Source organism: Streptomyces sp. NBC_00637 (assembly GCF_045161545.1).
In the GTDB taxonomy this organism is placed as follows: Bacteria; Actinomycetota; Actinomycetes; order Streptomycetales; family Streptomycetaceae; genus Streptomyces.
Genome location: NZ_CP109046.1, coordinates 1070903 through 1092495, shown reverse-complemented (window position 1 = coordinate 1092495; position 21593 = coordinate 1070903). Strand labels below are relative to the sequence as shown.

The 21593-nt window shown below is 72.9% G+C and carries 20 protein-coding genes and 1 pseudogene; 14 read left to right on the top strand and 7 right to left on the bottom strand.

Annotated elements, in window-relative coordinates:
- Window positions 1–156 precede the first annotated feature (156 nt).
- Window positions 157–576, top strand: coding sequence for an aspartate 1-decarboxylase (gene panD, locus OG440_RS04725; RefSeq protein ID WP_406005558.1), 420 nt, complete (start codon window positions 157–159; stop codon window positions 574–576).
- 38 nt (window positions 577–614) lie between these two features.
- Entirely contained in the window at window positions 615–962 is a 348-nt protein-coding gene (locus OG440_RS04720) for a GNAT family N-acetyltransferase (RefSeq protein ID WP_406005557.1), read from the top strand.
- A gap of 582 nt (window positions 963–1544) precedes the next feature.
- Here OG440_RS04720 and gndA read toward each other — a convergent pair.
- Window positions 1545–2984, bottom strand: coding sequence for an NADP-dependent phosphogluconate dehydrogenase (gndA, locus tag OG440_RS04715; RefSeq protein WP_406005556.1), 1440 nt, complete (start codon window positions 2982–2984; stop codon window positions 1545–1547).
- Window positions 2985–3183: 199 nt separating this feature from the next.
- Here gndA and OG440_RS04710 point away from each other — a divergent pair, with 199 nt between their 5' ends.
- Window positions 3184–4422 carry a transglycosylase family protein gene (locus OG440_RS04710; protein ID WP_406005555.1) on the top strand — a complete coding sequence of 413 codons (1239 nt, stop codon included), beginning with the start codon at window positions 3184–3186 and terminating at the stop codon, window positions 4420–4422.
- Here the strand turns inward: OG440_RS04710 and OG440_RS04705 are convergent.
- Window positions 4412–5773, bottom strand: coding sequence for a DMT family transporter (locus OG440_RS04705; protein ID WP_406005554.1), 1362 nt, complete (start codon window positions 5771–5773; stop codon window positions 4412–4414). The genes OG440_RS04710 and OG440_RS04705 overlap by 11 nt on opposite strands.
- A gap of 227 nt (window positions 5774–6000) precedes the next feature.
- Here OG440_RS04705 and OG440_RS04700 point away from each other — a divergent pair, with 227 nt between their 5' ends.
- From OG440_RS04700 to OG440_RS04680, 5 genes are all read left to right on the top strand, one after another.
- Window positions 6001–6783: a (2Fe-2S)-binding protein gene (locus OG440_RS04700; RefSeq protein WP_406005553.1), complete on the top strand. Its 783-nt coding sequence runs from the start codon at window positions 6001–6003 to the stop codon at window positions 6781–6783.
- Between the two features lie 39 nt (window positions 6784–6822).
- Window positions 6823–7974: a glycogen synthase gene (gene glgA, locus OG440_RS04695; RefSeq protein ID WP_406005552.1), complete on the top strand. Its 1152-nt coding sequence runs from the start codon at window positions 6823–6825 to the stop codon at window positions 7972–7974.
- Window positions 7975–8024: 50 nt separating this feature from the next.
- Window positions 8025–9245: a glucose-1-phosphate adenylyltransferase gene (gene glgC / locus OG440_RS04690; RefSeq protein ID WP_406005551.1), complete on the top strand. Its 1221-nt coding sequence runs from the start codon at window positions 8025–8027 to the stop codon at window positions 9243–9245.
- Window positions 9246–9349: 104 nt separating this feature from the next.
- Window positions 9350–10711 carry a wax ester/triacylglycerol synthase family O-acyltransferase gene (locus tag OG440_RS04685; protein ID WP_406005550.1) on the top strand — a complete coding sequence of 454 codons (1362 nt, stop codon included), beginning with the start codon at window positions 9350–9352 and terminating at the stop codon, window positions 10709–10711.
- A 103-nt stretch (window positions 10712–10814) separates the two neighbouring features.
- Complete coding sequence (locus OG440_RS04680) at window positions 10815–12323, top strand: SDR family NAD(P)-dependent oxidoreductase (RefSeq protein ID WP_406005549.1); 1509 nt, start codon at window positions 10815–10817, stop codon at window positions 12321–12323.
- Here OG440_RS04680 and OG440_RS04675 read toward each other — a convergent pair.
- Window positions 12302–13147 (bottom strand): SDR family oxidoreductase, encoded by an 846-nt coding sequence (locus OG440_RS04675; RefSeq protein ID WP_406005548.1) that lies wholly within the window; start codon window positions 13145–13147, stop codon window positions 12302–12304. The two genes, OG440_RS04680 and OG440_RS04675, sit on opposite strands and share 22 nt — an antisense overlap.
- A gap of 25 nt (window positions 13148–13172) precedes the next feature.
- Window positions 13173–13622 carry an inositol oxygenase family protein gene (locus tag OG440_RS04670; RefSeq protein WP_406005547.1) on the bottom strand — a complete coding sequence of 150 codons (450 nt, stop codon included), beginning with the start codon at window positions 13620–13622 and terminating at the stop codon, window positions 13173–13175.
- 484 nt (window positions 13623–14106) lie between these two features.
- On the opposite strand from OG440_RS04670, the gene OG440_RS04665 reads away from it, so the two are divergent.
- Window positions 14107–14280, top strand: a complete 174-nt coding sequence (locus OG440_RS04665; protein ID WP_107472678.1) for a hypothetical protein — start codon at window positions 14107–14109, stop codon at window positions 14278–14280.
- Window positions 14281–14343: 63 nt separating this feature from the next.
- Here OG440_RS04665 and OG440_RS04660 read toward each other — a convergent pair.
- Window positions 14344–15686: pseudogene (locus OG440_RS04660) on the bottom strand (amidase).
- A 112-nt stretch (window positions 15687–15798) separates the two neighbouring features.
- Entirely contained in the window at window positions 15799–16515 is a 717-nt protein-coding gene (locus OG440_RS04655) for a FadR/GntR family transcriptional regulator (protein ID WP_406005546.1), read from the bottom strand.
- 184 nt (window positions 16516–16699) lie between these two features.
- On the opposite strand from OG440_RS04655, the gene OG440_RS04650 reads away from it, so the two are divergent.
- Genes OG440_RS04650 through OG440_RS04635 form a run of 4 tightly spaced genes read left to right on the top strand, consistent with a single transcriptional unit; the run spans window position 16700 to window position 19552 of the window.
- The gene (locus tag OG440_RS04650; protein ID WP_406005545.1) at window positions 16700–17455 is read left to right on the top strand and encodes an SDR family NAD(P)-dependent oxidoreductase; all 756 of its coding nucleotides are present in this window, start codon (window positions 16700–16702) and stop codon (window positions 17453–17455) included.
- On the top strand, window positions 17452–18420 hold the full coding sequence (locus OG440_RS04645) for an aldo/keto reductase (RefSeq protein WP_406005544.1): 969 nt from the start codon (window positions 17452–17454) through the stop codon (window positions 18418–18420). The genes OG440_RS04650 and OG440_RS04645 overlap by 4 nt, the downstream gene beginning before the upstream one ends.
- Complete coding sequence (locus OG440_RS04640; protein WP_406005543.1) at window positions 18417–18731, top strand: L-rhamnose mutarotase; 315 nt, start codon at window positions 18417–18419, stop codon at window positions 18729–18731. Before OG440_RS04645 ends, OG440_RS04640 begins: the two co-directional genes overlap by 4 nt.
- A complete protein-coding gene (locus tag OG440_RS04635) occupies window positions 18728–19552 on the top strand; it encodes an amidohydrolase family protein (protein WP_406005542.1) in 825 nt (274 codons plus the stop codon). Before OG440_RS04640 ends, OG440_RS04635 begins: the two co-directional genes overlap by 4 nt.
- Here the strand turns inward: OG440_RS04635 and OG440_RS04630 are convergent.
- Window positions 19540–20961 (bottom strand): lipase maturation factor family protein, encoded by a 1422-nt coding sequence (locus OG440_RS04630; protein ID WP_406005541.1) that lies wholly within the window; start codon window positions 20959–20961, stop codon window positions 19540–19542. The genes OG440_RS04635 and OG440_RS04630 overlap by 13 nt on opposite strands.
- A gap of 155 nt (window positions 20962–21116) precedes the next feature.
- Between OG440_RS04630 and OG440_RS04625 the strand changes: the two genes are divergently transcribed.
- Window positions 21117–21548: a hypothetical protein gene (locus OG440_RS04625; protein WP_406005540.1), complete on the top strand. Its 432-nt coding sequence runs from the start codon at window positions 21117–21119 to the stop codon at window positions 21546–21548.
- Window positions 21549–21593: the final 45 nt, after the last annotated feature.

The following is a 21593-nucleotide window of genomic DNA, read 5'->3' as shown; positions in this document are numbered from 1 at the left end:
CAGCCTGGTTGGCGCAGCAATACGCAGGCGGAGTGCCTGGTCGCAGTGGCGCGCGATGTTCCTGGAGGCCTTCGACCCGAGGGCATGGCGATGTACAGTGTGAGACGCCCTTGACCTGCACAAAGCAGGCAGGGAGCCGTCCGTCAGGAGTCCAAAGTGCTGCGCACCATGTTCAAGTCCAAGATCCACCGTGCCACCGTCACCCAGGCCGACCTGCACTATGTGGGATCGGTGACCATCGACGCCGATCTGCTCGACGCCGCCGATCTGTTGCCGGGGGAGCTCGTGCACATCGTCGACATCACCAACGGGGCGCGGCTCGAGACATACGTCATCGAGGGGGAGCGCGGCTCGGGTGTCGTGGGGATCAACGGGGCCGCCGCCCATCTCGTCCACCCCGGCGATCTGGTGATCATCATCAGTTACGCTCAGGTGACCGACGCCGAGGCGCGGGCACTGGAGCCGCGGGTCGTGCACGTGGACCGTGACAATCGCATCGTGGCCCTCGGCGCGGACACCTCGGAGCCGGTACCGGGCTCCGACCAGGAGCGCAGCCCGCAGGCGGTGTCGGTCTGACCGAAGCAGCCAGCGCACGCATCGCACCGGGAGTGCCCATGAGCGACATCGAGATCCGCGACGACCGGGCGGCGGGCCGCCTCGAGGCCCTCGGCGACGGCGGTGAAGTGGTGGGCCGCATCGAGTACTTCGTCCTGGAGGCGCCCGCCCCCGCCCTGGTGCCGGTGCACACGATCGTCGAGCCGGCCCACGAGGGCAAGGGCATCGCCGGGGCGCTGGCGCGGGAGCTGTACGCCGCCTCCGGGCGCGAGGGCATTCCCGTGGCGCCGCTCTGCCCGTACGTCGTGAAGTGGGCCGAGCGGCACCCCGACGAGGCTCCGGTGGCCGACCCGGAGCTGCTGCGCGCCGCCAAGGACTGGCTGCGCGCGCACCCCGGTCGTTTCTGAGACTTCTGAGCGAGGGGCGCGAGTCCGCGGCACCCCGGCGCCGGGGACCGGCCGGTCGGGGCCACCCGGGTGACTGGCCGCGGCCGCCCCGGGTACGCGGGGGATGAGTCCAGAGCCCAGCCTCACCTCTGGCCGGAGGACACCATGACCAACCCGTACGCCGATCCTGTCCATCCCGACCCCGTCCAGCCCGACCCGGTGCAGCCCGGACCGCCGCCGGGGCCGGTCCCGGGCCCCCCGGAGCCGTTCCCCAGCCCGGTGCCCGCTCCCGAGCCGCCGCCGGGACCGGACCCGACGCCGCCGCCGCGGCCCGTCCCGGCCCCGGATCCCTCCCCGTCCCCGATCCCGCCGGGCCCGGAACCGGTCCCGAGCCCGGAACCGGGCCCACCCCTCACCTGACGGGACAGCGGTGGGCGACGGGCGACGGGTGAACCGCCGCCCACCGCGATGCCCCTTCCGCGAGAGGCGCACGCCCTCGACAGGCGGCGCCCTCGACTGGCAGATGGCCTCGACAGGCGGACCCCCCGGCAGGCGGACGCCCCCCGAGACGCCGACGCGCCCGAGAGGCGGGGGAGCGGGGGACTACGCCTGGGTCTCCGACCGGTCGCCGCCCCAGAGGGTGTGGAACGCGCCTTCGCGGTCCACCCTGCGGTAGGTGTGCGCTCCGAAGAAGTCGCGCTGCCCCTGCGTGAGCGCGGCCGGGAGCCGTTCCGCACGCAACGCGTCGTAGTACGCGAGCGCGGCCGCGAAGCCGGGCGTCGGCACACCCTGGAGCGTCGCGGACACCAGCACCTCGCGCCACGGGTCCTGCGCCGCCGCGATCTCCGAGGCGAACGTCTCGTCGGACAGCAGGCTCGGCAGGTCCGACCGGTTGTCGTAGGCGGCGCGGATCCGGTCGAGGAAGGCCGCGCGGATGATGCAGCCGCCGCGCCAGATCGAGGAGACGGCGCCGAGGTCGATGTCCCAGCCGTACTCCTCGCTGCCCGCCGCGATCTCGTGGAAGCCCTGCGTGTACGAGACGATCTTCGACGCGTACAGCGCCTGCTCCACCCGGTCGGCGAACGCCTGTGCCTCCGCCTTGCCCAGCGCGGCCGCCTTCGGTCCTGCCAGCCCGCGTGAGGCCTCGCGCAGCGCCGCGTGCCCCGACAGCGACCGCGCGAAGACGGCCTCCGCGATGCCCGACACCGGAACCCCCAGGTCGAGGGCGATCTGCACCGTCCAGCGGCCGGTGCCCTTCTGTTCCGCCTGGTCGACGACCACGTCCACGAAGGGCCGTCCCGTGGCCGCGTCCACGTGGGACAGCACCTCGGCGGTGATCTCGATCAGATAGGAGTCGAGGCGGCCGGTGTTCCAGGTGCGGAAGATGTCCGCGATCTGCGCCGGCTCGTACCCGGCGACGTCACGCAGCAACTGGTAGGCCTCGCCGATCAGTTGCATGTCGGCGTACTCGATGCCGTTGTGGACCATCTTCACGAAGTGACCGGCGCCGTCCGGGCCGATGTGCGTGACGCAGGGCGCCCCGTCCGCCGCCTTCGCCGAGATCTTCTCCAGCATCGGGCCCAGCGACTCGTACGACTGAGGCGAGCCGCCCGGCATGATGCTCGGGCCGTGCAGCGCGCCCTCCTCGCCGCCGGAGATGCCCGTGCCGACGAAGTGGATGTCCTGCTCGCGCAGTTCACGCTCGCGGCGGCGGGTGTCGGCGAAGTGCGCGTTGCCACCGTCGATGATCATGTCGCCGGGTTCGAGCAGCGGGGCGAACTCCCGGATCACCGCGTCGGTCGGCTCACCGGCCTTCACCATGATCACCAGGCGGCGGGGCCGCTCCAGTGCCGCCACGAACTCCTTGGCGGTCTCGGCGGCGACGAACTCGCCCTCGTGGCCGAACTCCTCGACCAGGGCGTGCGTCCGGGCCGCCGTGCGGTTGTGCAGCGCGACCGTGTAGCCGTTGCGTGCGAAGTTGCGGGCGAGATTGCGGCCCATGACCGCGAGTCCCGTGACGCCGATCTGAGCTGAAGTGCTCATACGGTTGGCTCCTCCAGGGGTGTGCCCGTGCATTCGGTCAGTGTCGTCCTGCGGACCATCTTGACGGGTTTCGCCGCCGGTTTCCCGCCCGGGCCGTCCCGAGTCCCCCGCGCGTCGGTGCGGCCGGTTGTCGTCTTGTCATGGCCTGTTCGCCGCCCTTACTTTTGCCCCTCCTGACGCAATGTCGAGGGGGATCTCCATGGCCGTACGCGGCCGGCACCGCCGGTATCAGCCGAACAGGATCAACCGCGCCTCACTCACCGTCACGGCGGGTGGTGCCGGTATGGCGCTGCCGCTGATCGGCACCGGGGTGGCTCAGGCGGCCGCCGTGGACACCTGGAACGAGGTCGCCGCGTGCGAGTCGACCAACGACTGGAACATCAACACGGGCAACGGTTACTACGGCGGGCTCCAGTTCACCCAGTCCACCTGGGAGGCGTACGGCGGTACGCGGTACGCGCCCCGTGCGGATCTGGCCACCAAGGACCAGCAGATCGCCGTGGCCGAGAAGGTGCTGGACGGGCAGGGGCCCGGCGCGTGGCCCGTCTGCTCGGTGCGGGCCGGACTGAGCCGGGGCGGCGACGCCCCCGACGTCCACCCGAACGGCACCTCGACGAAGTCCTCGAAGCCGTCCACGGCGTCCAAGTCGTCGAAGTCCTCGAAGCCCTCCACTTCCTCCAAGACGTCCCTGGACGACGTGCGGCCCCAGAGCACGCCTCAGTCGCGGGCGGGCACCGCGGAGATGTACACCGTGGTCCGCGGCGACACCCTCTCGGGCATCGCGGACGCCGAGGAGGTCAAGGGCGGCTGGCGGGGGCTCTACACGGCCAACCGGACGACCATCGGTGACGATCCCGACCTGATCCTGCCCGGTCAGCGGCTCAGCCTGGACGGACGGGCGAGCGGCACGGCCCAGGCGCCGAGCGGCACCAAGCCCCGGACGGCGAAGCCGAAGACCTCCTCGGGCACCAAGCAGAGCAAGCCGGCCAAGAGCACCAAGGCCAAGGACACCGACCACAAGGCGACGACCGGCCATTCCCTCGTCTCACCCGTCAGCGCCTCCACCGGAACGCCGTACCACGCGACGGGCTCGTCCTGGTCCAAGGGCTACCACACCGGCGTCGACTTCCCCGTGCCCACCGGCACCTCCGTGAAGGCGGTCAAGGCGGGCGAGGTGGTGAGCGCGGGCTGGGCCGGCTCCTTCGGCTACCAGGTGGTCATCCGGCACGCCGACGGCCGCTACTCCCAGTACGCCCACCTTTCGGCGATCTCCGTACGGGACGGGCAGTCGGTGAGCGGCGGGCAGCGCATCGGCCGGTCCGGCTCCACCGGCAACAGCACGGGCCCGCATCTGCACTTCGAGGTGCGGACCGGGCCCGGTTTCGGGACGGACGTCGACCCGGTGGCGTACCTCCGGGCCGGCGGCGTCAAGATTTGACGCGCTCCCGGTGCCGGTCCACGACCGGCATCGGGATGTACAGACCTCCGTACAGCGGGGTGTAGAACGACGGAGGCACGTCCCCGCCGGGCGGGTCCTCCTCGTGGCCGTCCTCGGCGTCGACCGTGGTCGACGCCAGGACGAGCCGTTCGTCGTGTACCTCGGCGTTCCGCGCCTCGGCCTTTCGTACGTCAGCGTCGCGTGCCTCGGCTTCCCGGGCTTCCGCCGGCCGCGCATCGTCGAGCGCCGCGCCGGCGAGCCGCAGGTTCATCAGCGCCGCTTCCGCCGACCGCAGGTCTTCCGGTGCCGCGCCGGCGAGGCGCAGCTCGTCCAGTGCCGCTTCCGTGGACCGCATGCCCGGCGGCAGGGGGGCGCCCGCCTGCCCGGGGAACCGCATCACGCCCGTGGCGCCGCCGGTCTGCCCGGCCGCCGGGGCCGGGTCGGTGGTCCGCTCCTCTTGCGCGACGGTGTCCGCCGTGGTCCGCGCGGCCGGGAGAGCGGTCGTCGCCGTCTCCGACCGGGCGCCCTGGAGGCGCTCCGTCGTGAGCAGGATGAGTCCGCCCGCCGCCACCACACCGCAGCCCAGGGCCAGCACGGTGCCCGTGGTGCCGTAGCGGAACGTCTCGCCGAACATGGTGATGCCGACCGCGGCCGCCACCACCGGGTTGACCACCGTCAGCGTGGCCAGCGGGGCCGCGAGGCCCGCGCCGCGGTACGAGGCCTGCGAGAGCAGCATGCCGGTCGTGGCGAGCACGCCGATCACGGCCAGGGACGGGACGTCGGCCGTCGAGACGCCGCCGGTCCAGTCGACCGCGACGGTCTTGGTGAACACCGACGACATGCCGAACGCGATGCCCGAGGCGGTCGCCAGCAGCATGCTGCGGACCGCCGGGTGCCGGTGGGCGGCCCGCCCGGCCACCATCAGGGCCACGACCGCGCCCGCGGTGACCACGGCCACGCTGACCCGCTGCGGGGTGCTCAGCGACTGCGCGTCGGACGCTCCGACCAGGGACAGCAGACCGGCGAGACCGACCGTCGCCATGATCGCGCCCCGCCAGGCCGTCGCCCCGGCCCTGCGGCCGACGAACAGCGCGGCCATGGGCAGTGCGAACACGATGGTCAGCGCGCCCAGCGGCTGAACCAGACTGAGAGGACCGTAGGCGAGCGCCACCACGTGCAGGAGTCCGCCGAGACCGTTCAGCGCCACCGCCGCCCACCAGCCCGGACGGCGCAGCGGGGCGTACTCCTCGGCGGGCGAGGACAGCGCGACCTGCTCCTGCACGATCGCCCCGGCCGCGTACGCGACAGCGGAGACGAGCGACAGGACCACGGACAACGCGAGGGCGCTCATGAGCTGCTCCTCTGCGTGAGGCGGGGGCGCTGGGCCCGGCGCGGCGAACGGTCGGCTCTCATAACCAACACGATGCCCTGTCGATGTGTTCCCGTCGTCGTACCTAAGCACGCAATAAGTCCTACTACCGATGGAGTACGGGAAGCCCGCTGTCCTCCCTCAGGCGGGTGACGGGCCAGGGATGCCCCTGAGCACGACCCCTACCGTCCTTGGTACTACTGCACTTCGTGGACCTCGACCCCGATCTCGCCGCGCTCCGCCCGCTCGGCCCCTTCTTCGCCCTGCGCACACCACCGGGCCAGCCCGGAGAGCCGGCCCCGGTGCTGCCGACCCTCGCCTCGGCGTACCGGGTGACCCCCGGGAACGAGGCACCGGACATCCACGGGGATCCGCTGGGCTTCCGGGTCCGCAAGGTGACCGCGTCCCTCCGGGCCCCGGAGGACCGGATCGGTGCCTCGGTGGCGCAGCTGGGCCTCGCCGCCCGGCTCTGGGCGGTGACGCTGGGCTGCGCCGTCCTGTACGGGAGCGTGCCCGATCTGGCGCCGGCGCTGCTGCGCTGGGACCCGGACGCCACCGCCCCGGACGACCTGTGGCTGACCGCGGTGCGGGCGCGGCCCGGGGACGCGGCGACCGTGGCCGCGACGGTCCTCGACGGCCACCTCGAACCCCTCTGCGCCGCGCTGCGCGCCCGCCACCGGCTCGCGCCGGGCCTGCTGCGGGGCAACGCCGGATCGGCGCTGGCCGGGGCCGCCCGTCAGCTGGACGTGTGGGCCCATGCGCACGGCCGCGCCGACGTGGCCGCACGCGCGCGTGCCCTCACCGCCGAACTGTTCACCCACCCCTTCCTCGCGGACACCGGGACGCTCCTCGCCGGCACCCGGACCTCGGCCGGCACCGCCTTCCGCCGTCGCAGCTGCTGCCTGTACTACCGGGTGCCCGGCGGGGGCGTCTGCGGCGACTGTTGCTTCACACGACCCCCGCGCTCTTCCCCACGCGCCCCGTCTGGGTGACCATGAAGGGAGCCGGTCGCTGAGAGTGGGGGTTTCCGGGTGCGAGTGGGACTGCTGACCCGGGAGTATCCCCCGGACGTGTACGGCGGTGCGGGCGTCCATGTCGAGTTCCTGGCCCGCGAGTTGCGGCGGCTGGTCGACCTCGACGTGCACTGCTGGGGCGAGGGCCGCACCGAGGGGGTCCAGCGGCATCGCCCCTGGTCCGCGCTGGACGGCGCCAACGACGCGCTGCGCACCTTCTCCGTGGACCTCGCCATGGCGGCCGCCCTCGAAGGCCGCGAGCTCGTCCACTCCCACACCTGGTACGCCAACCTCGCGGGCCATCTCGCGAAGGAGCTGTACGGCGTCCCGCACGTGGTGACCGCGCACTCGCTGGAGCCCCTGCGGCCCTGGAAGGCCGAGCAACTCGGCGGCGGCTACGCCCTGTCGAGCTGGGCCGAGCGGACCGCGGTGGAGGCGGCCGACGCGGTGATCGCCGTCTCGGGCGCGATGCGCGAGGACATCCTCGCCTGCTATCCGACGCTCGCCCCGGAGCGGGTCCACGTCGTCCACAACGGCATCGACACCGACCTCTACCGTCCCGACCCCGGCACCGACGCCCTCACCCGGATCGGCCTGGACCCGGACCGCCCGTTCGTGCTGTTCGTCGGGCGCATCACGCGGCAGAAGGGCGTGCCCCATCTGCTGCGCGCCGTGCGGGACATCGACCCCGCGGCGCAGGTCGTGCTGTGCGCGGGGGCGCCCGACACCCCCGAGATCGACCGGGAGTTCCGCGACCTCTTCACCGGGCTGAGCCGGGCCCGGGACGGCGTGCACTGGATCCCGAAGATGCTGCCGCGCCCCGAGGTGATCCAACTCCTGACGCACGCGGCGGTGTTCGTCTGTCCCTCGGTGTACGAACCGCTCGGCATCGTCAACCTGGAGGCGATGGCCTGCGGCACTCCCGTCGTGGCCTCCCGGGTCGGTGGCATCCCGGAGGTCGTCGAGGACGGGGTGAGCGGGACGCTCGTCCCGGTGGACGAGGACTTCGAGGCGGGCCTCGCGCGGGCGCTGGACGCGGTCCTCGGCGATCCGGCGGCCGGCCGCCGGATGGGCGAGGCGGGACGGGCGCGTGCGGTGGGGGAGTTCGGCTGGGACGCGGTGGCCCGGCGGACGGTCCGGCTGTACGAGGAGATCGTCAAACAGGCTTAGTTCCCCCGGCCGGGGGCAGGCATGGTTCAACCAGGGTGAGGGGAGCGGCCATGCGTCGTGGTGGGCCTTCGGTGCTCGGAATCGTGCTGGCGGGCGGTGAGGGCAAACGCCTGATGCCTCTGACGGCCGACCGCGCCAAACCAGCGGTCACGTTCGGCGGCACGTACCGGCTCGTGGATTTCGTGCTGTCCAACCTCGTCAACGCCGACATCCTGCGCATCTGTGTGCTGACGCAGTACAAGTCGCACTCCCTGGACCGGCACATCACCACGACCTGGCGGATGTCGAGCCTGCTCGGCAACTACGTCACCCCGGTCCCGGCCCAGCAGCGGCTCGGCCCCCGCTGGTTTCTCGGCAGCGCCGACGCCATCCTCCAGTCGCTGAACCTCATCTACGACGAACGGCCCGAGTACGTGGCCGTGTTCGGCGCCGACCACGTCTACCGCATGGACCCGCGCCAGATGCTCACCCAGCACATCGACAGCGGCGCGGGCGTGACCGTGGCCGGGATCCGGGTCCCGCGCGGCGAGTCCTCCTCCTTCGGAGTGATCACGCCGGGCTCGGACGGGCTGACGGTCGAGCGCTTCCTGGAGAAGCCGGCCGACCCGCCGGGGCTCGCCGGCGACCCGGAGTGCGTGTTCGCGTCGATGGGCAACTACATCTTCACCACCAAGGCACTCGTGGAGGCGCTCCAGCGGGACGCCGAGGACGAGTCCTCCGTCCACGACATGGGGGGCTCGATCCTGCCCCAGCTCACCCAGCGGGGTGAGGCCCGGCTCTACGACTTCCACGAGAACCACGTGCCCGGCGAGACCAGCCGGGACCAGGGGTACTGGCGGGACGTCGGCACACTCGACGCGTACTACGACGCCCACATGGACCTGATCGCCGAGCGTCCGGCCTTCAACCTGTACAACCGCAGCTGGCCCATCTACACCCACTCGGGTCAGCTCTCGCCGGCGCGTTTCAACGCGGGCGGCATCGCCGGCGAGTCGATCATCAGTTCGGGGTGCCTGATCCGCGGACAGGTGACCCGCTCGGTGCTGTCACCGGGTGTGGTGGTCGACCCGGGTGCGGTCGTGCAGGGTTCGATCCTGCACGACAACGTGCACATCGGACGGGGTGCGGTGGTGCGCGGGGCGGTCCTGGACAAGAACGTGGAGGTCCCTCCGGGTGCGACCATCGGCGTGAACCCGGAGCGCGACGCGGAGCTGTACACCGTGTCCAAGGGCGGCGTGATAGCCCTGGGAAAGGGCCAGCAGGTGCCCTGAACTTAATGCGGTGTTAACTGTGTGTAACCTGATCGTACTTGACCGTAATCGCCCGGGCGCGCTTGACTGACTGCCTCCACTCTTAGCCGACGCGAGGCAAGCCCTTGACTGCTGATGATCTGCTGGCCCCTCTCGACCTGGCGTTCTGGAACCTCGAGTCGGCCGAGCACCCGATGCACCTCGGAGCGCTCGGCGTCTTCACGGCGCAGTCGCCCACCGCGGGCGCCCACGCCGCCGACCTGCTCGCGGCCCGTGCCGCCGCCGTCCCCGGACTGCGCATGCGCATCCGGGACGTGTGGCGGCCGTTCGACCGCTCGGAACCGTTCGACCTGCGCCGCTCGCTCGCCTTCGGCGGTGCGACCCGGGAGGCGGACCCCGACTTCGACCCCCTTCACCACGTCACGCTGCACGCGCCCGCCGCCGACTTCCAGGCCGAGGCCGGGCGGCTCATGGAACGCCCCCTGGAGCGCGGCCGCCCGCCCTGGGAGGCCCACGTCCTGCCCGACGAGGACGGCGCCGGTTTCGCGGTGCTCTTCAAGTTCCACCACGCCCTCGCCGACGGACTGCGCGCCCTCACGCTGGCCGCGGCCGTCCTCGACCCCATGGATCTGCCCGCCCCCCGGCCCCGCCCCGCCGAGCCGCCGCCCCGCGGGCGCCTCGGCGATGTGCGCAGACTGCCCGACCTGCTGCGCGGAGCCGTCTCCGACGTGGGCCGCGCCCTCGACATCGGCGCCTCCGTCGCCGTGCACACCCTCGGCATGCGCCCCACCCCCGCCCTCACCGCCGCGCCCACCGGCACCCGCCGCACCGCCGGTGTCGTCATCGACCTCGACGACGTGCACCGGATCCGCAAGGTCGCCGGCGGCACCGTCAACGACGTGCTGATCGCGGTGGTCGCCGGGGCCCTGCGCAGCTGGCTCGACGAGCGCGGCGACGGCAGCGAGGGCGTCGTGCCGCGCGCGCTCATCCCCGTCTCCAAGCGTCGCCCGCGCACCGCCCACCCGCAGGGCAACCGGCTCTCCGGCTACCTGATGCGGCTGCCCGTCGACGACCCGGACCCGCTGCGCCGCCTCGACACGGTCCGCGCCGCCATGGACCGCAACAAGGACGCGGGTCCCGGCCGGGGCGCCGGCGCCGTCGCCCTGCTCGCCGACCACGTGCCCGCCCTCGGTCACCGCCTCGGCGGCCCGCTGGTCGGCCAGGCGGCCCGGCTCTGGTTCGACATCCTCGTCACCAGCGTGCCCCTGCCCAGCTTCGGCCTGAAGCTCGGCGGGAACCCGGTGACCGAGGTCTTCCCGTACGCCCCGCTCGCCCGCGGCCAGGCCCTCGCGGTCGCCGTCTCCACCTATCGCGGCAAGATCCACTACGGGCTCGTCGCCGACGCCGAGGCCGTTCCCGACCTCGACCGGTTCGCGCGCGCCCTGACCGCCGAGGTGGAGACGCTCATCACTGCCTGCGGCTCTTGACGGCAACGGGTTTGGAGGAGCGGCCCGGCGCTCCGTAAAATTCGTCCTTCGAGGGCGGACTCGGTCGGAGCGCCGCACGGGTGATCAGGGAAGCGGCAGCGCGATGACGGTGACAGAGGACGGCTCGACGGCGGTCACGGAGGAGGTAGTGGACGAGGTCGTGTACGGGCCCGGCATCGACCCGGAGCGGCTCGCCGTCTGCCTCGCCGTGCTGGACGAGCTCGACGGGCTGGACGTCGACCACCCCGACGCGATCGCCGTGCGCCGGGCCACCGCAGGCGTGTACCGCACCGTGAAGCAGCGGCGCCGCCAGGACCGCAGGGCCGCCAAGACCGCCCACGACAAGGCGGTCACCGAGGCCACCGCGACCGGTTCCGCCCAGCGCATCGACGACGAGACCGAGGGCCTCCTGCCGTCGTCGGTCACCGAGGAGGGCCGGATCGCCGGGATACTCCAGCGCCCGCGCTCCTGCTACACCTGCAAGACCCGGTACGTGGAAGTCGACTACTTCTACCACCAGCTCTGTCCCGCGTGCGCCCGCCTGAACCGCGACAAGCGCGACGTGCGCGCCGACCTCACCGGCAAGCGGGCCCTGCTGACCGGCGGCCGCGCCAAGATCGGCATGTACATCGCGCTGCGGCTGCTGCGGGACGGCGCCCACACCACGATCACGACGCGTTTCCCGAAGGACGCCATCCGCCGCTTCAAGGCCATGGACGACTCCGGCGACTGGATGCACCGCCTGGAGGTCGTCGGCATCGACCTGCGCGACCCGGCTCAGGTCGTGGCCCTCGCCGACCGGGTCGCCGAGGCGGGCCCGCTCGACATCCTCGTCAACAACGCGACGCAGACCGTACGCCGTCTGCCCTCCGCCTACGCCGCCCTGGTGGGCGGTGAGAGCGCCCCGCTGCCCGCCGGTGAGCTACCCGCCCACCATGTGATCGGTGCCTTCAACTCCGGCGCGGTCGACGGGCTCGCCACGCTGCCCCTCGGTACCGGCGGCCCGGACGCGCAGAAGGTCGCCGATCTCGCCCTGGTCGCCGGCAACGCCAGCATCGCCCGGCACCTCGACGGCACCGCCATCGACGCGGGCGGCCTGGTCCCCGACGTCGTCGACACCAACACCTGGGTGCAGACCATCGAGCAGATCTCCCCGGTGGAGCTCCTCGAGACCCAGCTGTGCAACTACACGGCGCCGTTCATCCTGATCAGCAAGCTCCGCCCGGCCATGGCCGACGCCGCCCGCAAGGCGACGAGCGGACGCGCCCACATCGTCAACGTCTCGGCGATGGAAGGCGTCTTCGGCCGTGGCTACAAGGGCGCGGGACACCCCAACACCAACGCCGCCAAGGCCGCGATGAACATGGTGACGCGCACCAGCGGCCAGGAGATGTTCCAGACCGACGGCATCCTCATGACCTCGGTCGACACCGGCTGGATCACCGACGAGCGCCCGCACTACGACAAGCTGCGCCTCGCCGAGGAGGGCTTCCACGCCCCGCTCGACCTGGTCGACGGCGCGGCCCGCGTCTACGACCCGATCGTGCGCGGCGAGCAGGGCGAGGACCTGTACGGGGTGTTCCTGAAGGACTACGCCCCCGGCAAGTGGTAGGGCCACTCCCCGTCGGCGGTCGGGCGCGGGTCGTGGGGGGCCGGTCGTGCGGCTCCCCGCGCCTCCCGCGCGGCGACGCGCGCCCGGCCGACCCGCGTGCCGCCGTCCACCAGTAGGTCCGCGCCCGTGATCCACCTCGCGTCGTCGGAGCAGAGCCAGAGCACCGCCCCCGCCACGTCCACCGGTTCCCCGATCCGGCCCAGCGGCAGGGCCGCCGCCGTCTCCCGCTCTCCCGGCTCCCATACGAACCGAGCCATCTCGGTCCGTACCAGGCCGGGGGAGACGGAGTTCACCCGCACTCCGGGGCCCAGTTCGCCCGCGAGCTGCCGGGTGAGGTGGAGGAGGGCCGCCTTGCTGGTGCCGTAGGCGCCGACGCCGGGACCGACGTGTCCCGCGCCCTCCGTGCAGATGTTGACGACCACGCCGCCGTGGTCCCGCATCCAGCCCCGCCACGCGCACTGCACCAGCCGCAGCGGCGCCTCGACGTTCACCGTGGACGCCTCCCGCCAGGCGACGGGATCGGCGTCCATCAGCGGCCCGTAGGGCTGGTTGGTCGCCGCGTTGTTGACCAGGACGTCCAGCCGGCCGAACGCGTCCAGGCACAGCTCCGTCAGCTTCCGGGGGTGCTCGGGGTCCCCGACGTCGCCGGCCAGTCCGACGCCGTCCAGCTCCGCGGCCGCCCGGCGTACCGCGTCCGGGTCCCGCGCGCCGACGCACACCCGTACCCCGGCGTCGGCGAGCGCCCGCGCCACCGCCCAGCCGATCCCGCGCGTACCCCCCGTCACGACGGCGGCCCTGCCCCGTAACCCGTACGACGACGTCATCGGCGTACCGTCTCATGACGGACCGTCAGTCGACAGCCCCGAGACGTGAGTTACGGGCCGCCACCAGTTCCAGTACCGTGCGCCAGTCCTCCAGCACGCCCGCGTCGAAGCCGGCCACCCGGCCGTCCTCGTCGGCCTGGCGCAGGCTGAGCAGCTCGTCGTCGGCGGCGGGCTCTCGCCAGGGGTGCAGCCGGACGAGGCGGGAGACGCGGACGCCGAGCAGGGGCCGTACGGCGTCGGCGGCCCGGTCCGGCCGGCCGGTGGCGTCGCTGGGGCACAGCAGGTGGCCGATGGGGTGGACGAGACCGGCGAGCTGGAGTTCCTTGTCGGCGGGGTGGCCGCGGCGCAGCAGTGCCGCCGTCTGGAGCGCGTGATCGTGCAGGTCGACCCCGGGCGCCCCGCGGTCCGGGGTGTCCCGTACACCCCGGCAGGCGTACAGCAGGTCCATCAGCTCCTCGACGCCGCGCAGCTCCATGCGTCAGTCCTTCCGCGAGACCGCCGTTGCCGGACGCCAGCAGACCATGGCCTGCTTGCGGAGGGGCGAACGCCACTTGAACTACGCATCGAACTCGTGGACGAACGAGCGGCCGCCGTCGTCCGCCACGCGCGGCAATATCCCCCGGACGGGTGAATTGGAAAGGTGCATCAGGGTGGAAAAAGGTTCAATTCACCTGCGACGACATACGGGTGACGCGCCATGGTTACCCCAAATTTCCAGCCCTATCGAGCGGCCACCCGCTCATTTGGTTAATGTGTAGCGGACGGACAGCAGTACGGAGTGCCACCCACACCCACGGTCCGTCATGGGACAGGCCGCTTCACAACGGCTCGCCCTCCAAGAAGTTGCCGGCGCCACCGCGTCCTCGACCGACTTGAGCCAGCCCCGAGGGAGCGTCAGGCGCCGGACCGCAGACTGGCCGGCACGCCCCGAGGGTGACCCGACACATAAGGAGTGCGCGGTGACACCGGAGAAGACGAATCGCGAGCAACGCCCCAAGGAACGCCCGGAGCGGGCCGGCCGTCGGCCCGGCGAGATCGGGAGCCTCGACGTGTGGGCCCGCTCCGCCCCCATCCGCCTGGCGGGCTACGAGGATGACCTCGCCGAGCCCCACATCCTGCCCAGCGTGGACTGACCCGCTCGCGGTCACCCGGCCTGGGCGCGCGCAGGCACCCTCAGGCCGGGCCCCCTTCTCCGTTCAGTCGAGCGGCGCCGTCCGCCGCCACGGGCGCAGGCTCTCCAACTGCTCGGCCAGCCGCAGCAGTTCGTCCTCCCGGCCCGGTCGGCTCACCAGCTGCACCGCGGTGGGAGCGCCGGACGGCAGCGTGCCGAACGGGACCGCCATGGCCGGCCAGCCGGTCAGGTTCCACGGCGGCGTCAACGGCGAGTAGTTCGTGTTCACCAGGACGTTGCGCAGCCAGCCCCGCTCGTGCCAAGGCACCGACTTCGGCGACCGTCGCGCCAGCGCCGGAGTGAGCAGCACGTCGTACTCCGCGAAGAACGGTCGAGGCGCAGGCGCAGGGCGTCCCGCGCCGAGCCTCCCCGCACCCCGGACAGGAAACGCCGGCCGACGGCCGCGTGCACCCGGGTGCGCCGGGTCAGCAGCCGCGGGTCGAGGCTCGCGGCATCGACCGCCGTGCCCGCCGTCCAGTGCGCGAGCGACGTGACGCCCAGCGACAGCGGATACGGCGGTTCGGCCCGTTCCACATGGTGCCCCGCCCGGACGAGCACCCCGGCCGCGTCCCGCGCGGCGCCCGTGTACGGCCTGCTCACCGTGACCCCGGCCAGCGGACTGCGCACGGAGACGGCGATCTTCAGCGCGCCGGGTTCCCCGGCCGCCGTGACGGGCGCGTCCGCGAGGACCGACAGCATCAGCCGCGCGTCCTCGACCGTCGTCGCCAGCGGACCGTTCTCCGACATCCCGAACCAGTCACCCTCGCCGATCCCGGCGGGTACCACCCCGTGACCGGGCTTGATGGTCACCAGGCCGCAGTTGGCCGCCGGGATGCGCAGCGAGCCCATGCCGTCGTTGCCGAGGGCGATCGGCACCAGGCCCGCGGCGACCGCGGCCGCGCTGCCGCCGGACGAGCCGCCCGCCGTGCGCGAGGTGTCCCAGGGGTTGCGGGCCGTGCCGTGCACGCCCTCGGTGGTGCCGAAGACGCACAGCTCGGGCACGTTGGTCAGCCCCACCACCACCGCGCCGGCCGCCCGCAGCCGGGCCACCGTGACATGGTCGGCGTCGGCCGGGGTGTCCGGGGTCGCGGCCGACCCGACCCGGGTGGACTCGCCCCGCACGCCGAGGTTGTCCTTGACCGCCACCGGCACGCCCGCCAGTGGCAGCCCGTCCAGATCGCCCCGGGCGGCCAGCGCGTCGGCCTCGGCCAGGGCCGCTGTGGCCCGCACCGTACGGAACGCGCCGATCCCGCCGTCCAGCCGCTCGATGCGCGCGAGATGCTCGGCCACCACCTCACGTGGCGTGACGTCCTTGGCGCGTACGGCGGCGGCTATCTCGACGGCGGTCCGGCCGACCCAGCTGGTCACAGGCAGCTCCCTCGGTGTACGTGCGGGGTATCCGCGGCGGGCGCGTACTACCGGCGAGTACGCAGGAGCACTCTGCCCCTCCGGGGGTCCCACGTCGAGAGGCGGCCGTGACTCAGAGCCCCACCTGCCCCCTGAGCCACTCCTCCACCTCGCCGACGTGCGCGGCGGCCGCCGCCCGGGCGGCGTCCGGGTCACGGGCGGCCAGCGCGCGGTGGATCGCGGCGTGTTCGCGGCGGGTCCGGTCGAAGGCCCCCTCCTCCTGGTAGCCGCGCCAGACGCGGGCCCGGAACGTGCGGGAGGAGAGACCGTCCAGGATCGCCGCCATGGTCTCGTTGCCGGCGGCCGCCGCGATCGCCCGGTGGAACTCCAGGTCGTGCGCGAGGATCTCCTCCGGATCCTCCGTCGCGTTCATCGCCGCCAGATGACCCTCCACCACGGCCAGCCGCTCCGGGGTGATCCGGGCCGCGGCCAGCGCGGTGGCCGTCGACTCCAGGATCCGGCGCACCTGGAGCAGCTCGACCAGCCGCGGCCCCCGCGACAGATCGGCCACCACCCCGAACGTCTCCAGCAGGTCACCCGCGTCCAGCGCGGTGACGTAGATCCCGGAACCGTGCCGGGCCTCCAGCACCCCCAGCACCGTGAGCGCCCGGATCGCCTCGCGCATGGAACTGCGGGAGATCCCCAGCTCGACCGCGAGATCACGCTCGGTCGGCAGCCGCTGGCCGGGTTCCAGCGACCCGTCGGTGATCATCGCCTTGATCCGGTCGATGGCGCGCTGTGTCACCGTGCCCTTCGGGGCGGCGGGCCCGCCGCCCGGGGTGTCTTCCACGTGCCCTCTCCTGTCGCCGTGCGCTCCGCTCCCCACCGAGGTGGTCGGACCACTCGGACAGGGAACGCCCGGAAAAGCTACCCGGGGGGTGGTGTGGAGCGGAAGTGGTCTGATAAATATTCGGCACGTATCCCGCCGGCGACTTCCGGGCCGCCGACCTCGCGATCCGGAAGGAGAAGGCGGCGTGAGCGACTTCGAAGGGCTGACGGCCCTGGTGACGGGGGGCGGCTCCGGTATCGGCCGGGCGGCCGCCAAGCTGCTGGCCGAGCGCGGCGCCCGGGTCGCCGTCCTCGACCTGGACCCGTCGGGCGTGCGGAAACCCCTGCTCGGATATGTCGCCGACGTCGGCGACGACGCCTCCGTGCGGGCGGCGGTCGCGGCCGCCGTCGCCGACCTCGGCGGGCTGGACATCCTGGTCAACAACGCGGGTGTCGGCGCCCAGGGCACCGTCGAGGACAACGACGACGCGACCTGGCACCGGGTCCTCGACGTCAATGTCGTGGGCATGGTCCGCACGGCCCGCGCCGCCCTGCCCCACCTGCGGCGCTCCTCGCACGCGGCGATCGTCAACACCTGCTCCATCGCCGCCACCGCGGGTCTGCCGCAGCGCGCCCTGTACAGCGCGACCAAGGGCGCGGTGTACTCGCTGACCCTCGCCATGGCCGCCGACCACGTACGCGAGGGCATCCGCGTCAACTGCGTCAACCCCGGCACCGCCGACACCCCGTGGGTCGGCCGGCTGCTCGACGCGGCCGACGACCCGGCCGCCGAGCGGGCCGCCCTGGAGGCCCGCCAGCCCACCGGCCGGCTGGTCGGCGCCGACGAGGTCGCGGGCGCCATCGCCTACCTGGCGAGCCCGCTGTCCGGCGCCACCACCGGCACCTCGCTCGCCGTCGACGGCGGGATGCAGGGCCTGCGGCTGCGGCCGGCGGGCCGGTGAAGACGCTCGGACGCAGCGGCGTCCCGGTCAGCCCGCTGGCCTTCGGCGCAGCCGCCATCGGCAACCTCTTCAGCGAGGTCGGCGAGGAAGAGGCGCACGAGGCGGTGGCCGCCGCCTGGCAGCAGGGCATCCGCTACTTCGACACGGCGCCGCACTACGGTCTCGGCCTGTCCGAACGCCGCCTCGGCGCGGCCCTGCGCGAACACCCCCGCTCGCGGTACACGGTCTCGACCAAGGTGGGCCGCCGCCTGGAGCGGACGGACCGGGGCGGCGACGACCTGGCCGACGGCTTCGCCGTCCCCGCCACGCACCGCCGCGTATGGGACTTCAGCGCCGACGGCGTACGGCGCACCCTGGAGGCCAGCCTGGCCAGGCTCGGCCTCGACCGCGTGGACGTCGTCTATCTCCACGACCCCGACGACCACGCCGAACAGGCCTTCCGCGAGGGCTATCCGGCGCTGGAGAAACTGCGCTCGGAGGGCGTCGTCGGCGCGATCGGCGCCGGTATGAACCAGGCGGAGATGCTCACGCGCTTCGTCCGTGACACGGACGTCGACGTGGTGCTGTGCGCGGGCCGGTACACGCTGCTCGACCAGCGGGCCGCGGCCGAGCTGCTGCCCGCCGCCGTCGAGCGAGGGGTGTCGGTGGTCGTCGGGGGTGCCTTCAACTCCGGTCTGCTGGCCGACCCTCGGCCCGGCGCCACCTTCGACTACGCGCGCGCGCCCGCCGGCCTGCTGGACCGTGCCCTGCGCATGAAGGAGACCGCCGACCGGCACGGCATCACCCTGCGCGCCGCCGCCCTCGCGTTCTGCGCCGCCCACCCGGCGGTGGCCGGCGTCCTGGTCGGCGCCCGCTCGGCGGCCGAGGTGCGGGACTGCGCCGAACAGTTCGCCACCCCCGTTCCCGCCGCGTTCTGGCAGGAGCTGCGGGAGACGGGACTGCTTCCCCCCGAGGAGCCGTCATGAAGATCGCCCTGCACACCAGGGTCCGCGCCGACCGTGTCACCGCGTACGAGGCCGCGCACCGGGAGGTGCCCGGGGAACTCACGGACGCCATCCGCGCCGCCGGCGCCACCTCCTGGACGATCTGGCGCAGCGGCACCGATCTGTTCCATGTCCTGGAGTGCGAGGACTACGCCCGCCTCCTCGCCGAGCTGGAGAAGCTCCCGGTCAACGTGGCGTGGCAGGCGCGGATGGCCGAGCTGCTCGACGTGGTGCACGACTACTCCGACGAGGGCGCCGGCGCCGGTCTGCCCGTCGTGTGGGAGCTGCCGTGACCGTGGACGCGCACCACCACCTCTGGGACCTGTCGGTGCGGGACCAGGACTGGATCGCCGAAGGCAGCCCGCTGCGGAGGGACTTCAGCGTCGACGACCTGCTGGCCGAGGCCCGAGCGGCCGGGGTCGACCGTACGGTCGTCGTCCAGACGGTCACGGTGGCCGAGGAGACCCCCGAGCTCCTCGCCCTCGCGGCCGCGCACGACCTGATCGCGGGTGTCGTCGGCTGGACCGACCTCACCCGCCCGGACGTCGCCGACGAGCTGGCCCGGCTGCGGGAGCTCCCCGGCGGCCGCCATCTCAAGGGCATCCGTCACCAGGTCCAGGGCGAGCCGGACCCGCGGTGGCTGGTGCGGGAGGACGTCCACCGCGGGCTCACCGCCGTCGCCGCCGCCGGCCTGGTCCACGACGTGGTGGTGCTGCCCCACCAGCTCCCGGCCTGTGTCGAGGCGGCCGCCTCCCTGCCCGGACTCACCTTCGTCCTCGACCACCTGGGCAAGCCGCCGATCGCCTCCGCCGCGCTGGAACCCTGGGCGTCGCGGGTGCGCGCCCTCGCGGCGCTGCCCAACACGGTCTGCAAGCTCTCCGGCATGGTCACCGAGGCGGGCCCCGCGTCCTGGACCGTCGACGACCTGCGCCCGTACGCGGACACCGTGCTCGACGCCTTCGGGCCCGCCCGGCTGATGTTCGGCTCGGACTGGCCGGTGTGCACGCCCGCCGCGTCCTACGGTGAAGTCCTGGACATCGCACGGCGGTTGACCGACCCGGGCGCGCACACCGAGATCTTCGAGACCACCGCCGTCCGCGTCTACGACCTCTGAGCCGACCCTGCCAGCCGCGTCGGCGGCAGATACTCCCGCACGTACGTCCGGTGCCAGTACGCGCCCGTCTCCCGCAACTCCCGCCGCGTCGTGTACCGGTAGCGGAAGAGGCGGGCGCGGAGGTGGCGCGGGGGCTCGTCGTGCGGGAACGGGGAGCCGCGCAGCAGCTTCAGCGTGTCGCGGTCGTTCTCCAGCAGCCGTTCCACCAGGGCGGCGAACCACTCCCCGGCATAGGCGGGGGAGAGCGCCGCGAACCACATCATCCAGTCCAGGCGCAGATGGTAGGGGGCGAACTGGCGCGGCCGGCGCCGGGGATCGCCCGGCTTGCCCCTGAACTCGTACTCCCGCCAGTCGGAGTCCTCGCGCGGCACGTCGTCGAAGGTGCCCTCGATCACCACCTCGTAGCGGATTCGGCTCACGCTGCCGAACGCGCCGTAGGTGTTGACCAGGTGCAGCGGATCGAAGGAGCGGTTCATCACCTGGCGGCGGGAGAGCATGTTGAGCACCGGGCGGTGGCTGAGGAACAGCAGCAGCGCGGCCGCGGCGAGGACCACGATCTCGTACCAGAGCGGGGCGGCGGGGGCCGACCGGTGGCCGGCGGGCAGTTCGAGCGCCGGTACGGCCAGGACGACGGTGATCCAGTTCAGCCAGGCGAAGTTGCCCGACAGGATCAGCCACAGCTGGGTCAGGATCATCAGGCACGCGGCGGCCGTCGCGATCGGCTGCGGGGCGAACAGCAGGAACGGCACGACGAGTTGGGTGAGGTGGTTGGCCGCCGCCTCCACGCGGTGCAGCGGTTTGGGCAGGTGGTGGAAGAGCCGGCTCAGCGGGCCGGGCATGGGCTGGGTCTCGTGGTGGTGGTAGAGGCACGTCAGCTTCCGCCAGCAGGCGTCGCCCCGCATCTTGATCAGGCCGGCGCCGAACTCGACCCGGAACAGGATCCAGCGCATGAGGAAGAGCACGAGGATCGGCGGGGCCACCTCGTCGTTGCCGAGGAACACGGCCAGGAAACCCGTTTCCAGCAGCAGGGACTCCCAGCCGAACCCGTACCAGGTCTGGCCCACGTTGACGATCGACAGGTACAGCGCCCACGGCACCACCCACAGCAGCATCGCCGCCCCGAGCGGCAGCAGGCCGTCCAGACCGGCGAGCAGCGCCGCCGACACCGCGCAGCCCGTCCAGGCGCAGCCCGCGAAGAGCCGGTCGGAGTAGCGCAGGTGGAACAGGCTCGGCGCCCGCCGGAAGGGCACCCGCTCGACGAAGCGGGGCACCGGCAGCATCCCCCGTTCGCCGAGCAGCGCCCGGAACTGGAGGGCGGCCGTCAGGAACGCGACCAGGTAGACACCGGCCAGGGCCCGCTGGAATACCAGACGGCTCAGCCCGTACTCGGGTGCGGTGAACCAGTCCACGGTCGTGCGCCCCTCTCTCCGGTCGGGTCTCTCCGGTCGGTGGTGTCGCTGTGCGTGTTCGCACGCTCCGGTTGCGTGACCCTGGCGGGTGAAGCAGACAATAGTGGTCGAATCACCTTCGGGTGAGAGAGACCGAGACGATGCGGGAGAACGTGGTGCGACTACCCACTGCCACCCTCCTCACCGCCTGCGCGCTCTCGGCGGCGCTCCTCGTCGCCGGACGCGGCGGTGCGGGAGAGGACATCACGATGCCGGGCGCGGAGACCCTCGTCCCGGCGGCCGGGGAACACGTCGTCTCCGGCGACCTCGTCGACGACTCCCCGGCCGCCGACGGTGACTCCGGCTCCGACGAGGGCCCCGGCTCCGACGAGGGCCCCGGCTCGGACCTGGGCCCCGGCTCGGACGAGGGGGGCGGCTCCGACCTCGACCGTGGTGTGGACCCCGGCGAGATCGGCCCCGAGACCGTCCCGGAAGTCCCCGACCTGCCCGACGGCGGCGGGCTGATCCCCGACGGGCCCGACGAGTCCGACACGCTCGACCGGTCCGACAGCATCTTCGGCAGCCCCCTCGACGTCGTCATGGGCTGATCGTGGTTCCGGGTCCCGGATCCCGGGTCGAAGAATCGGGCGAAC